The following is a 13,136-nucleotide window of genomic DNA, read 5'->3' as shown; positions in this document are numbered from 1 at the left end:
TCGGCAGGCTCCGGTCCGCACGCGCGGACCCGGCACGCCCTGGCCGGCAGGGTTCGGCCCGCACGCCCTGTTGGGCAGGCTTCGGCGGGCTCGGCAGGCTCCGGCGGGCTTCGGCGGGCACGACCTGTCCCCTTCAGGCCGTGCTCCCCTGGACCGCGCGGACGACGTGCACCCGGGAGGCGCAGTCGAGTTTCTGCATCACCACCCGCAGGTGGTTGGTCACCGTCCACTCCGATATGCCGAGCCGACGGGCGATCTGCCGGTTCGTGAGCCCCTCGGCGACCAGCAGGGCGATCTCGTGCTGGCGCGGCGTCAGCCCGTGGGGCGCCGCCCCCGCCACCGCGCGCGGCGGCTCCGGCGCGGGCGGCGGCGCGAACAGCGCGGCGACCAGCGCGTCGTGCAGCGACACCTGCTCGGCGTCCCGGCGCAGCCGCCGCAGCAGCGCGGCGTCCACGCTGCCGGCGAGCCGCTCGGTCAGCGCGCCCACCGTGCCCCCGTCGCCCGGGCCGGCGCCGTACCGCCTGCGGATGGCCTCCGCGTACGCCAGCACCCGGGCCACCGCGTGCCGCTGCTCCTGGTCCCCGCCCCCGCCGACGGACGTGACCGCCATCGTCTCCAGCGCCTCGGCGACCTGCACCGGGTCCCCGGTCCCCATGAGCAGCCGCGCGGCCTCCCGCGCGCTGCCGTACGCCTCCTGGTTCCGCCCGAGCACCCGCCGCACCCGGGCCAGCGCCGTCAGCAGGGACGCCCGCGTCGCGACGTCGTCCGCCACGTCGTCCAGCGCGCGCAGCAGCGGTCGTTCCGCGTCCGGGTCGCCGTGCGCGGCCAGCAGCAGCGCCTGGCCGCGGCGGGCCGGCGCGGCGCCGCGGCCTTCCCCGAGCGCGTCGAGGCGCCGTACCGCCGAGTCGAGCAGCACGGCCGCGGCCGCCGCCTCGCCCCGGCGCCGCAGCAGCTCCCCGGTGACCGCGGCGACGCGCGCCCGCACCGCGGGCAGCTCCGCCGCGAGGGACGCCGCCCGGTCCAACACCCGCTCGGCGCGCCGGAAGTCCCCGCACGCCACGGCCCACCAGCCCACCGCGGCCAGCGCCCCGGCGACCTCCCCGGCCGCGTCCGCCGGCTCCCCGGGCACGTTCCCGGCACCCCCGCGGTCGCCGTGCTCCCCGCGCTCACCGTGGTTCCCGTGGTCGTCCCGTCCCCGCCCGGCCGCCCACGCCGCCGCGGCCTCCTCGACGAGGTCCGCCGCCGACGGGGCCAGCCGGTGCCGGAGCAGGGGCCCCTCCAACGCGGTCAGCAGCCGCAGCGCGGCGAGGTGGTCACCGCGCGCCGTCAGGTGCCGTACGGCTTTGAGGAGGTCCGGCAGGCGGGCCGTGACCGTCTGGAGGACCTGGTCGACGTGCCGCCCCGAGGCGAGCGCCGCGGCGGTCGCCCCGGCGAAGGCGCACCAGTGCGCGGCGTGCCGGTCGAGGGTGCGGCGCAGCGCGTCGCCGTCGCGGGCGAGCGCCGCCCGGTGGTGGCAGCGCGCCATGTGCGTCAGCCGGAACTCCGGTTCGCCGTCCGGCCCGTTCGCGCTCAGCAGCAGGCTCTTGTGGACCAGCGACTCCACCCCGGCGACCGCCGCCGCGTGGTCGAGCCCGCTCACACCGCGCACCGCGGCCAGGTCGACGTGCGTCTCGCACACGGACAGGTCCCGCAGCAGCGCCACGTCGCCCGCGTCCAGCGTCCCGGCCGCCCAGCCCAGTGCGGCGGCGACGCTGCGGTGCCGCTCGTGGGTGTCGCGCGGCCGGCTCCGGCCGGGGCACTCGCCGCGCGCCAGCCGCTCCAGCAGGGCGCGCGGCCCCTCGGTGCCGACCGCCTCGGCGGCCATCTCGACGGCGAGCGGAATCCCGTCCAGCGTCCGGCAGATCTCCGCCACCGCGAGCTGCCCCGCCCCGCCGTCGACACCGGCCCGGTAGTACGGGCGCACCCGGTCCGCGAAGACCGCCTCGGCCGGCGAGCCGGCCCCGGTGGGCAGCGGCCCGACCGGCAGGATCCGCTCCGCGCGGATGTCCAGCGCGACCCGGCTGGTCACCAGGACCCGCAGCAGCGGGCAGGCCCGCAGCAGCCCCGCCACGTCCAGGGCGATGTCGGCGACCAGCCGGTCGCAGTCGTCCAGCACCAGCAGCAGCTCTGAGCCGCCGACCCGGTCGGCAGCCTCCCGTGCGGAGCGGGCGCCGAGCAGCGCCCACACGGCCCCGCCGTCCGGCGCGTCGGCGAGGTCCGCCCACAGCAGCGCGGTGCCGTGGGCACGGGCGTGCGCGCCGACCGCCGCGTGCGCCAGGTGGCTCTTGCCGACGCCCGCGGGGCCGGTCAGGGTGAGCTGGCGCGCCGGCGCCCCCAGCTCCAGCCAGTCGCGGACCCGGCCCAGTTCGCGTTCGCGCCCGTACAGCTCGCCGAACCCCAGGTCGACGGGGCCGCCGGCGCGGGGCGGGGCCGCGCCGCCGCGCCGCGCGGTGGCCGGCACGGGCGCCACCTCCTCGCTCCTCACCGTCCGGCCCCCGTCAGACCGCCGGCACGGCGGAGCCGTACCGGGTGGTGAGCGCGGCGACCGCGCGCAGCAGCTCGTCCTCGTGGGCACGGACGAAGAAGTGCCCGCCGGGCATGGTCCGCAGCTCGCTGCCGCGCGCCCCGTGCGCCCGCCACGCCGCCATCTTCGGCAGCGGCACGAGGTGGTCGTCCACCCCGGTGAACAGGTGCAGCGGCACGTGGAGCGGTTCGACGTCGGCCGGCTCCACCCAGCCCGAGCACAGCCGCAGGTCGTCGCGGACCAGCGGCATGTACGCCGCCCGGAAGCGGGGCCGGCGGGCCAGCTCCCAGGGGATGCCGCCCAGTTCGGCCAGGCTCGTGGCGAGCGCCTCGTCGTCGGCGTCCGGGTCGAGGATCCGGTCGGGGCGTACGTGCGGGGCCCGGTGCGAGCTCAGCACCAGCGCCCGCGGCAGCGGCGCGCCCCGCCGCTGCCGCGCGAGCGTCAGGGCGTGCGCGACGAACGCGCCCATGCTGTGCCCGTACAGCAGGTGCGGCCGGGCGAACGCCGTGTCGAGCCGCTCGTCCAGGTCCGCGACGAGCGCGTCGAGGTCGGTGAAGCGCGGCTCGCCCGCGCGGTCCTCCCGGCCCGGCAGCTGGACCGGCAGGACCCGCACGCGGGCGCCGAAGGCGTCGAGCCGCTCCTGCCAGCGGGCGTAGGCGGAGGCCCCGCCCCCGGCGCAGGGCAGGCAGAACAGGTCCAGCCCGGACCACGGCCCGGACGGCGGGGTCCTCAGGTGGGGCGTCATGGCGTACGTGCTCCCCGCCGCGCCTCAGACCAGCTGCCGGGCGGCGACCGCGCGGTCGTAGTACAGCGTCCCGTCGACCAGCAGCTCCCCGTCGAACTGGGAGAGCACCGCCACGGGCAGCTCCATCCGCTTGCCCCGGTTCGGTATGCCCTGCCAGTCCGCGGCCTGCGTGCCGTTGATCCGGCCCTCCAGGATCACCACGTCGGCCGAGTGGTGGATCGACAGCACCTCGTGCGCCAGGTCCGGGAAGGCGGCGAGCATCGCGTCGAAGTGGCGGCGGACCGCGTCGTCGCCGACCAGCGGCTGCTCCTCGAACGGCACGACGCGGCACACGCCGCCGGCCGGCCCGCCCGCCGTGCCCGGCCCGTCGGCGGGCGGCTCCGCCACCGTGGCGAGGGTGTTCCTGATGACCGTGTCCTCGCGCCGCCTCCGCAGCTCCGCGCCGACCCCCTGCTGCACGTCGTGCATCCGCGTACCTCTTCTCCCCGTTGCCGGCCGGGGCGTGCGGCGACCCGGCCCGTACCCGTCGAAGCCTGCAACGGCCCCGGGCGGCGGGACAGTGGCCTCCTCCCGGTGCGCGGGATGTGTTCCTCTCGGACCGGACGTGAAGCCGTCATACCCGGCCGGGGTCACGGAGGCGGCGCCTGTGGGGGAGTGGGCGGGGGCGGCCGGGCGACGGGAGATCGTCACGCCCCACGGGTGACGCCGTCACTGTCTGCGCCCGCCGCCCCGGTAGCAGGATCCGGGTGACCGCACGGCGGACGCGGACACCCGCGGTGCGGGTCGCGGCCGGACCGTCCGAAGAGCCGGACCAGCCGAGCGGTCCGACCCAGCCGAAGAGCCGGACCAGCCGAAGAGTCGGGGACCACCCGAGGAACCGAGGAGTACGCACATGGGGGACGTCATCGCCCGGGCCACCGCGGCCGCCGGGTCCACCACCGAGTCGGGCCGGGGCCCGCAGCCGCGCCGCATCGTCGTGGACCACCTGGAGGGCGGCCCGGACGACGGGGTCGCGCTGTTCACCTTCTGCGCCGTGTCGTCCGCGGTCGAGGGCGAGCCCGCCGGCGCATGACGGTCACCCGGGGGAACGAGACCGTCTACGTCGAACTGAAGAGCCACCTGCGGCCCGCCGTGGTCCCGGGGGACGCCGCCTACCTCGTCTCGCACGGGGGGATCACGGCGCTGCGCGGGGCCCCCGCCGAGGTCCTGGTCCCGTTGCTGGACGGGACCCGCACCCCGGCCGGCCTGGCGGACGCCGCCGCGCCTGCGCTGAGCCGGGAGGAGGTCGCCGAGGCGCTGCGGCTGCTCGACCGGACGGGGCTGCTGCGGTACCGCGGACGTCCCGTGCCCGCGCCGGCATCGCCCGGGGCGCCACCGGGCGCCGGGCACGGCGGCGCGCGGGCCGCCGTGCCCGCACCGCCGTACGACCGGGCCGCCGAGGCGTTCTTCGACCTCGCCGGCCTGGACGGTGCCCGCGCCACCGCGCGGATGGCGCGGGCGGCCGTGCGGATCGTCGCCCTGCCGGGCACGGACCCCGCCCCGGTACGGGCCGCCTGCGCCGCCTCCGGGCTGCGCGTGGCGGAAGGGGACGGGGACCGGGGGGAGGCGGAGCTGACCGTCGTCCTGTGCGACGACTACCTCGCGCCCGGCCTCGCCGAGGTGGACGCCCGGCACCGGCGGGCCGGCCGACCGTGGCTGCCGGCCCGACCGGCCGGACCCGAGCCGTGGGTCGGGCCCGTCTTCCGCCCGGACGACGGGCCTTGCTGGGCATGTCTCGCGGCGCGGCTGCGGGGCCACCGCGCCGCCGAACTGGCCGTGATGCGCGCCCTGGGCCCGGACCGCCCGCTGGGCCGGCCGGAGGCCGCCCTCCCGGCCGGCCGCGCCCTGGCGGCGCAGGCCATGGCCCTGGAGGCGGCCAAGTGGGTCGCCGGGCTGCGCGGCCCCGAGGCCGGGCGGCTGCGCGCCCTGGACACGCGGACCCTGCGCGTCGACGCCCACCCGGTGCCGCGGCTGCCGCAGTGCCCGGTCTGCGGGGACCCGGGGATCGTCGCCGCGCGGGGCCTGCGCCCCTTCACCGTCCGCAGCCGGCCCAAGGCCGCCGACGGCACGGGCGGCGGCCACCGCGCGCTCACCGCCGAGCAGATGCTGGAGCGCCACGGCCACCTCGTCGGGCCGGTCACCGGTGTGGTCAAGGAGCTCCGGCGGGCCCCCGGCGCGCCCGCCTTCACCGAGGCGTACGTCTCCGGCGAGAACCTCGCCGTGCGGCCCGCCGGACCCACCGGGCTGCGGGCCGGGCCGCGCGCGCTCAGCGGCGGCAAGGGCCTGACGGCCACCGAGGCGCGGGTGAGCGCCCTGTGCGAGGCCGTGGAACGGTACAGCGGCTCCCGCCACGGCGACGAACCCGTCATCCGCGACACCTACCGGGCCCTCGGCGACGAGGCCCTCCACCCCAACGCCGTCCAGCTCTTCCACGAGCGGCAGTTCCGCGAGCGGGACCGGTGGAACGCCGCGCGGTCACCGTTCACCGCCGTACCCGAGCCGTTCGACGAGGACCGGCCCGTCGACTGGACGCCCCTGTGGTCGCCGGCCACGGGCGCGCGCCGGCTGCTGCCCACGAGCATGCTGTACTTCTCCGCCGACCCGCCCCACCCGCGCGAGCCGGTCGCCGACTCCAACGGCGGCGCCGCGGGCAGCAGTCCGGAGGACGCCCTGCTCCAAGGCGTGCTGGAGCTGGTGGAGCGGGACGCGGTGGCCCTGTGGTGGTACAACCGCACCCGCCAACCGGCCGTGGACCTCGCCGCGTTCGACGAGCCGTACGTCGAGCGGCTGCGTGCCGGGTACCGCGCGCTGGGCCGGGAGGTCTGGGCCCTGGACCTGACGGCGGACCTCGGGATCCCGGTGTTCGCGGCGCTCTCCCGCCGCACGCCCGCCGCACGCCCGGCCGGCCCGCACCCGGCCGGCCCGGAGGCCGGCCCGCACCCGACCGGCCCGGAGGCCGGCCCGCATCCGGCCGGCCCGGAGGCCGGCCCGCATCCGGCCGGCCCCGGCACCGGTGCGGGCGCGGGCCCGGCCGAGGAGATCGTCTTCGGCTTCGGCGCCCACCTCGACCCGCGGATCGCGCTGCGCCGCGCGCTGACCGAGATGGGCCAACTGCTCCCCGCCGTGGCGGCGGTGGCGTCCGGCCGGGACACCGGCCACGACGCCGCGGCCCGCTGGTGGCGCGGCGCCACCACCGCGAACTGCCCGTACCTGACGCCCGATCCGCACGCCGCGCCGCGCGGCCCCGGCTCCTGGACGCACACCCACCGCGCCGACCTGCGCGACGACCTGACCGCCGTCACCGGCCTGCTGGTGGCCCGCGGGATGGAGCTGCTGGTGCTGGACCAGACCCGGCCGGACACCGGCATCCCCGTGGTGAAGGCCGTCGTCCCCGGGCTGCGCCACTTCTGGCCGCGGTACGCCCCCGGCCGGCTCTACGACGTCCCCGTGGCCTTGGGCCGCCTGGCCGAACCGACCCCGTACGAACGGCTCAACCCGGTCCCGCTGTTCGTCTGAGCGCCCCCGGTGACCGCCGCGACCGGGTGTTCGAGGGGTTCAACTGAAAAGTGCGGACCTGACGGCCGCTCGACGTAGAGTCACCCGAAAGAGTGTCTGGGGTCACACTGGCCCCTCCAGTCGCGGGGTGCCCGTGGAGCAGGGCGCCCCGGACTCTGCCACGCGCGGACGAGGAGCACCCGAATGCCCAGCTACGAGGAGCACGAGCCCGTCGCTGCCGGGGTGAGGACGAGCACCAGCCCGGCGCCCCGGCTGGCCCGCGTCATCCCGCTCGCGGTGATGACCTGCTACTTCGTGATCACCGTCATCAACCTCCTGAGCCGCCGACCGGACACCGAGGTGTTCGTGACCGGTCTGATCACGCTCTCGTGCGTGTTCGGCCTGCAGCTGTTCCACTCGCGCCGCGGCGCCGACCGCGCTCCGGCCCCGGCCAGGGCGGCCACGCTCACCCTCCAGGCCGTCCTCACCTACCTGCCGCTCGTCTGGTTCGGCGTGGCCTGGGGCGCGATGGCCGGTTTCCTCGGCGGCTCCCTGCTCCTGCTGCTCCCGCCGCGGGCCGCCTGGCCGCTGTACGGGCTGACGGGCGCGAGCCTGCTCGTGCCGGGCCTGGCCCTCGACATGTCCGTCATCGACCTCGTCTACATGTGCCAGACCACGCTCCTGACCGGTCTGGTGGTGTACGGCGTCTCGCGGCTGTCCGCCCTCGTCGACGAGGTGTTCGCGGCGCGCGCCGAGATCGCCCGCATGGCCGTGGCGCACGAACGGCTGCGGCTCGCCCGCGACCTGCACGACCTGCTCGGTTACAGCCTGTCCGCGATCGTCCTCAAGAGCGAGCTGCTCCAGCGGCTGGTGCGGCTGCGCCACGAGCGGGTCGAACAGGAGGTGGAGGAGGTCCTCGCGATATCCCGGCAGGCCCTCGCCGACGTGCGCCGCGTCTCGCGCGGCTACCGGCAGATGTCGCTCGTCTCCGAGGTGTCGTCAGCGCAGTCCGTGCTGGAGGCGGCGGAGGTGGAGGCGACGGTGGTGGTCGACCCGTCGGTCGGGTCCCTCGGGCCGCGGACGGGCACGGTCCTCGCGACGGTCCTGCGGGAGGCGGTGACGAACCTGCTGCGCCACAGCAAGGCGACGCGGTGCTGCATCACGGCCGTCGTCGACGAGGGGACGGCCCGCCTCACCATCGTCAACGACGGGGTGGCGGCGGACTACCACGACCCGTCCCCGCACGGCGGGGACGGCCTGGGCAACCTCCGGCGCCGGCTGTCCGGCGTCGGCGGCCGGCTCGTCGTGGACCGTGAACCGCCGGACACGGCGGGGCGGGACGGCTGGTTCCGTCTCGTCGCGGAGGCGCCCGCCACGCCCGCCGACGAGGAGCCCGCGCAGGCCGGGGAGGCCGTGGAGGGGGGCCCGGAAGACGGCGTGGAGCCTGCGCAGGAGGGCCCGGATCGCGTCACGGCGGCTTGATCGGGCCGGTTGCTAAAGTGTCCGTCCACGTCTGGAGAGCAAGGGGGAGCTCCGATGATCCGTGTCCTGCTGGCCGAGGACATGCACATGGTGCGGGGGGCGTTGGAGGCCCTCCTCGGTCTCGAACGGGACCTGACGATCGTGGCGAGCGTGGAACGCGGTGACGAGATCCTGCCGTCCGCCCGCGCGTTCGCGCCGGACGTCGCCATCATCGACATCGACCTGCCGGGCCTCGACGGGATCAGCGCCGCCGCGCAGCTCCACGAGCGGCTGCCGTCGTGCCGGACGCTCATCCTGACCAGCCTCGGCCGCCCAGGCACCCTGCGCCGCGCGATGGCCGCCAAGGTGTCGGGGTACCTGCTCAAGGACGCGCCGCCGCAGGAACTGGCGCACGCCATCCGCAAGGTGGCGGCCGGCCAGCGGGTGATCGACCCCGAACTGGCGCTGGCCGCGTGGGGCGGCGCGGAGAGCCCGCTGACCGCCCGCGAGACCGAGGTGCTGCGGCTGGCGGCGGAGGGCCTGGACGCGACGGACATCGGCAAGCGGCTGCGGCTGTCCACGGGCACCGTCCGCAACTACCTCACCACCGTCGTCACGAAGCTCAACGCCCGCAACCGCGTGGACGCGATCCGGATCGCGACGGAGGCGGACTGGCTGGTGTGACCGGCCCGACGACCCCGGCGGCCACCAGGTAGTCGAGGATGCCCGTCGTGACGTGCGCGGGTATCGGCAGCGTGGCGGCCACGGCCTCGGGCGTGGCCGGCCACGCCAGGCGGGCGACCACGAGCAGGGCCTCGTACCGGTGGAGGACCACCCGGTGCGAGGCCGACCGCATCTCCACCGTGGCCGACGGGCGGTCGAACACCACCGACACCCCGACCACCAGCTGCAGGACGGCCCCCGCGTGCAGCGGCGGCACGCACAGCGCCGCGCCCTCCGCGAGGGGCCCGATCGACAGCAGCGCCCCGCGCAGGTCGTCGAAGCCGACGGTGCGGCGCAGCAGTTGCGGGAAGCGCGCGAAGACCGGACGCATCAACAGGTACGCGTACACGTGCGGGTCCTGCTCCCCGGCGGCCCCGGCGACGACGGCGTTGCCCAGCAGCACGGGCCCCAGCTGCATCCGCCGCAGCACCTCCCGCACGGTCGGCCCGGCCGGCTCGACCGCCACGGTCCCGGACTCCCACGTGACGACCACCGCGTCGCGCCGCGCCCCGGCCGCCACCGCCACGTCCTCCCGGAACGACCAGAGGTGCCGCAACCGCCCACCGGCCCGCTCCGCCACATCAGCCGAGCCCACCATCCGCACTCCTCGCCGTACCCCTGGGCCTCCAGCATGAGAGCGCCGCCCGCACCCGCGACAGCCACGAGTTCATGCACCATCCATGAATCGCTCACGGTCCGACGCCCCACGGTCCGACCCACCGGACACGCCCGGACCCGGCAGCGCCGCGGCGTCGTCCGGTCGGGACCACCGCCGGGCGGGCGTCGGTCAAGCGGGGGGTCGTGCTCTCGGGGCGCGGGTGCCGTCCGCGGCGCCCGTCCGGTGCCCGGTGCCCGGCGCCCGCCCGTCTCCGGGGCGGGGCGGAGGCCGGCCTCACACCAGCAGGCGGTAGACGTAGAGACCCCGGTCGCCCCCGACGGCGAGACCCCTGCTGTCGGGGTGCCAACTACAGGACCGCAGCGCCCCCTCGGTCCGCTGGGCGGCCAGCACCCGTCCGCCCGCGCGGTCCCACACCCGTACCGTGGCGTCCTGGCCCGCCGAGGCGATCCAGCGGCCGTCCGGGGAGGCGGCCACCGCGTGCAGCGGTTCCCCGCCGCCGGTGCGCAGGCCCCGGTAGGCACCGGTCCGCGGGTCCCACAGGCGCAGGGTCCCGTCGTGGCCGCCTCCGAACAGCCGGCGTCCGTCCGGTGAGACCGACAGTGCCGGCACCGCGCCGCTCCCGCCGGTCAGCTGGTTCCTCCGGGTACGGGTGGCCAGGTCCCAGACGGTGACCACGCCGTCGGCGCCGCCGCTCGCCAGCCAGGTCGCGTCCGGGGAGACCGCCACGGAACGCACCGTGCCGCCGCAGGTCAGCACGGCCCGCGGCGCCCCCGACCGGAGGTCCCAGAGCCGTACCGTGCCGTCGTCCCCCGCGCTGGCCAGCCAGCTGCCGTCCGGTGCGGCCGCCAGACCGGAAGCCCGCCGGGGGCGGATGCCCCGGCTGCCGTCCCGCCGGCCCCCACGGCGGCCGATCATGCCGCACCGACCCCACCACCGGCACCCACCCCCCGAAACCACCCACCCCACCGCCCCGGAAGCCGCCCCGGGCCCTTGGTCGAAAACCGACCCCGACCAGCAAAAAGACCCTCCCGCGGGAGGGTCGTGTCCAAAGCGCCCCCGGCAGGACTCGAACCTGCGGCCAAGTGCTTAGAAGGCACTCGGCGACTCCAACGCCATACCCCCGCTGACCTGGCTCGCCTCTCGCTCTCGGTATCCCGTCGGCCCGACTTCGACACGCATTCGACGGGCTAGTGTTCTGACCGCATAGGTTCGCTGGGTTGGTGGCGTCGGTGCTCGGACCGGCTGTACTCGGTGTGGGAACAATCTGAGGAGGTCGGGGAGCCGATCAACGTAGGCTCCCAGCATGTCTGGACCGACGTTGGTGATCGAGTTGGCGGAGCCGCTCTCCCCGGTTGCGCTGCGGGAGTTTCGCGCGTTGATGGTGGGGGTCTCCTCGCACTTTGACGAGGAGCGGCCCGGGTGCTTCGACGTCAACGTGCCCGCAGAGCGACTGGGCGTCGAGGACAGGCGGGGGGAGGACTGGCGAAAGCCGTTCCCGCTTCCACTCCTCGACGACACCTCCGCGGACGAGGGGCTGAGGGCCCTGGTGGGATTCAATCCGCAGCGCGAGGATTGGCGTCGGCCGTTCCTGGTCTACTTGATGGGGCCGGGTGTCGGCGATGAGAGCATTTTCGAGGCTGAGCACGCGGACGAGCCCGAGGTAGAGGCCGTCCTCGGCTTCAGGCCGACCCATGCCGTCAATGTCAGCGCCGGCTGCAATCGCGAGATCGACCACGTGGCCACGGCCCTGCTGACCGCCGCTGTCATGGACGTCATCGGGGGCGTGGCCAAAGCCGAGCTGCTGGACGGACAGGCGCCGGTCGTCGCCGGCCTTCCGGGGGTGTTGGGGATCGCGGACGACGACTGGATGGCGCTGGGAACGGCGGAGTTCCTGCGGGCCTGGGCCGGGCACCCCGCCTTCCGGCTGGTCAAGTAGGACATCCAACCGCTACGACCGCCGACCCGTCCACCTATGCGGTCACAGCACTAGGGACGAATGATCGGGATCTCGTAGACGATCTCGCAGTGGGCGGCCGGCACCACGATGTCCGCCGTCTCCACCGGCCGCCCCTCGTCGCTGTAGTAGGTCCGGCGGATGTGGGTGACGAGCGCGGACTTCTGGATGCCCAGAAGTGACGCCTCCTCGGCGGTCGCCTGCCTCGGCTCCGGTTGCATCGGCCTGCCGTCGGCCAGGAACTCGTACCACCGTGCGGACGCACGGGTCTCCCTCGGCGATGCCGAGCCGGACCGCGATGTCCGCGGGCGCCGGCACCTTGGCGTCGGTCCGGCTCTCCCAGTCCCCTCGCTTGCCCAAGGCCTTCATGTCCACCCGGAACGGCGACCCGTCGGGCCGCTCACGCGCGGCCGACCGCACCATGCGCACACGCTGTCGGGGCTCGGCGACGTACGTGCCCGAACCGGCGCGGCCCTCCAGCACGCCCTGGGAGATCAGCAGCTCCTGAGCCCGCCGGACCACGTTCTCACCGACCCCGCACTCCTGACCGATCTGGGCGCGGGACGGCAGACGATCTCCCGGCTCCCATACGTGCTCCGCGATCCGCCGCCGAAGCTCGTCAGCGACGCGGAGATAGGGCGGCTGCTCAGGCATATGGAAAATCTAGTCCACTAGCTCTAACCTAGTTAACTAGCTTCACTGAAAGTGATTGCCGGTGACGGAGGCTGCCCTGTGCCCGCTTCGGGAGTTAGCGCGGCGGGCATCGCCGCCCGGTTGTCCGCCCTCGGGCTTCCCGCACGTGTGCAGGAGCACGACCGGCACACGACGGTCGAAGCGGAAGTGCCGGGATCGCTCTCCGCGGACTTATGGCGGGGGGTCCTCCAAGTGGTGGCCGAGGCCGACCGGTTCGGGCTTCTGGCCACCAGCCTGAACGACCGCACCCTCTGGGCGGTCGTACGCAAAGCGGTCCCCACGACGGGCGATGTCGGGGGACCGAGCCATCAGCGATAGGAGCTGAGCAGCGTGTTCAACCGTATCCGCCGTGCCGCCTCGCTCACCAGAGCGCGGTACTTCCCCAAGGGCAGGCACCGCCGATCCTTAGCGCCCTACCGGCCGTCGACGGCGACCGTGCCCCCGGAGTCCGCCGGCGAGTCGACAACCCCTCCAGGCCGGGCCGGCGACCAGGGCCACCGGCACCCACTCGCCGGTGAGGACGTCGCGCTCGTACGTCCGTACCTGCTGGCCTGGGAGGAGCGCGTACGGACCCGTTCCGTGATCGTCGCCCCCCGTCTGCCGGCTGACGCCTGCTCGACCCTTCTGGGAGCCCATGGATGAAGCCTCGCCGACAGCCTCACACCACCGTCGCCGCCATCCCCTACCGATCCACCGCATGCCGGATCGGCACGCACCCCACGTGCGCGGAGGCCTCGCCGCTGTCGCCGCCGGTCGACATCCCCGTGGTCTACGAGAGGTGCGACTGCCTGTGCCACTCGACGCCCGACCGGTTCGCGTGCGCGGGAGTGGAACAGTGATCGAC

The 13,136-nt window shown here is 75.7% G+C and carries 12 protein-coding genes, 1 tRNA gene and 1 pseudogene; 7 read left to right on the top strand and 7 right to left on the bottom strand.

Features of this window, described 5'->3' with window-relative positions; translation table 11 throughout:
- Nucleotides 1-133: 133 nt before the first annotated feature.
- The 3 genes from NRO40_RS09910 to NRO40_RS09900 are packed head-to-tail and all read right to left on the bottom strand — an operon-like array spanning nucleotide 134 to nucleotide 3,776.
- Complete coding sequence (locus NRO40_RS09910; RefSeq protein WP_198549447.1) at nucleotides 134-2,500, bottom strand: LuxR C-terminal-related transcriptional regulator; 2,367 nt, start codon at nucleotides 2,498-2,500, stop codon at nucleotides 134-136.
- A gap of 37 nt (nucleotides 2,501-2,537) precedes the next feature.
- A complete protein-coding gene (locus NRO40_RS09905; RefSeq protein ID WP_107115222.1) occupies nucleotides 2,538-3,308 on the bottom strand; it encodes a thioesterase II family protein in 771 nt (256 codons plus the stop codon).
- Between the two features lie 24 nt (nucleotides 3,309-3,332).
- Nucleotides 3,333-3,776 carry an ester cyclase gene (locus NRO40_RS09900; RefSeq protein ID WP_058944638.1) on the bottom strand — a complete coding sequence of 148 codons (444 nt, stop codon included), beginning with the start codon at nucleotides 3,774-3,776 and terminating at the stop codon, nucleotides 3,333-3,335.
- A gap of 424 nt (nucleotides 3,777-4,200) precedes the next feature.
- Between NRO40_RS09900 and NRO40_RS09895 the strand changes: the two genes are divergently transcribed.
- From NRO40_RS09895 to NRO40_RS09880, 4 genes are all read left to right on the top strand, one after another.
- A complete protein-coding gene (locus NRO40_RS09895; protein WP_058944639.1) occupies nucleotides 4,201-4,380 on the top strand; it encodes a hypothetical protein in 180 nt (59 codons plus the stop codon).
- Complete coding sequence (locus NRO40_RS09890; protein ID WP_079047433.1) at nucleotides 4,377-6,863, top strand: TOMM precursor leader peptide-binding protein; 2,487 nt, start codon at nucleotides 4,377-4,379, stop codon at nucleotides 6,861-6,863. Before NRO40_RS09895 ends, NRO40_RS09890 begins: the two co-directional genes overlap by 4 nt.
- A gap of 183 nt (nucleotides 6,864-7,046) precedes the next feature.
- Nucleotides 7,047-8,324: a sensor histidine kinase gene (locus NRO40_RS09885; RefSeq protein WP_107115223.1), complete on the top strand. Its 1,278-nt coding sequence runs from the start codon at nucleotides 7,047-7,049 to the stop codon at nucleotides 8,322-8,324.
- A 54-nt stretch (nucleotides 8,325-8,378) separates the two neighbouring features.
- Complete coding sequence (locus tag NRO40_RS09880; protein WP_058944640.1) at nucleotides 8,379-8,987, top strand: response regulator transcription factor; 609 nt, start codon at nucleotides 8,379-8,381, stop codon at nucleotides 8,985-8,987.
- Here NRO40_RS09880 and NRO40_RS09875 read toward each other — a convergent pair.
- The 3 genes from NRO40_RS09875 to NRO40_RS09865 all read right to left on the bottom strand — a co-directional run bounded on the left by NRO40_RS09875 (nucleotide 8,926) and on the right by NRO40_RS09865 (nucleotide 10,778).
- Nucleotides 8,926-9,624: an NADH oxidase gene (locus NRO40_RS09875; RefSeq protein ID WP_157901928.1), complete on the bottom strand. Its 699-nt coding sequence runs from the start codon at nucleotides 9,622-9,624 to the stop codon at nucleotides 8,926-8,928. The two genes, NRO40_RS09880 and NRO40_RS09875, sit on opposite strands and share 62 nt — an antisense overlap.
- Before the next feature lie 294 nt (nucleotides 9,625-9,918).
- Entirely contained in the window at nucleotides 9,919-10,560 is a 642-nt protein-coding gene (locus tag NRO40_RS09870) for a WD40 repeat domain-containing protein (RefSeq protein WP_058944642.1), read from the bottom strand.
- A 136-nt stretch (nucleotides 10,561-10,696) separates the two neighbouring features.
- Nucleotides 10,697-10,778, bottom strand: a tRNA-Arg gene (locus NRO40_RS09865).
- Between the two features lie 170 nt (nucleotides 10,779-10,948).
- Between NRO40_RS09865 and NRO40_RS09860 the strand changes: the two genes are divergently transcribed.
- Nucleotides 10,949-11,581 (top strand): DUF6368 family protein, encoded by a 633-nt coding sequence (locus tag NRO40_RS09860; protein ID WP_058944643.1) that lies wholly within the window; start codon nucleotides 10,949-10,951, stop codon nucleotides 11,579-11,581.
- 50 nt (nucleotides 11,582-11,631) lie between these two features.
- On the opposite strand, the pseudogene NRO40_RS09855 reads toward NRO40_RS09860, so the two are convergent.
- A pseudogene (locus NRO40_RS09855) lies at nucleotides 11,632-12,253 on the bottom strand (GntR family transcriptional regulator).
- A 78-nt stretch (nucleotides 12,254-12,331) separates the two neighbouring features.
- On the opposite strand from NRO40_RS09855, the gene NRO40_RS09850 reads away from it, so the two are divergent.
- On the top strand, nucleotides 12,332-12,610 hold the full coding sequence (locus NRO40_RS09850) for a hypothetical protein (RefSeq protein ID WP_058944645.1): 279 nt from the start codon (nucleotides 12,332-12,334) through the stop codon (nucleotides 12,608-12,610).
- Nucleotides 12,611-12,930: 320 nt separating this feature from the next.
- Entirely contained in the window at nucleotides 12,931-13,131 is a 201-nt protein-coding gene (locus NRO40_RS09845) for a hypothetical protein (protein WP_058944646.1), read from the top strand.
- Nucleotides 13,132-13,136 lie beyond the last annotated feature (5 nt).

The sequence above is a fragment of the Streptomyces changanensis genome (assembly GCF_024600715.1).
Taxonomy (GTDB): domain Bacteria; phylum Actinomycetota; class Actinomycetes; order Streptomycetales; family Streptomycetaceae; genus Streptomyces; species Streptomyces changanensis.
The sequence above is the reverse complement of the archived record's forward strand: the minus strand, read 5'-3'. Positions and strand labels throughout refer to the sequence as shown.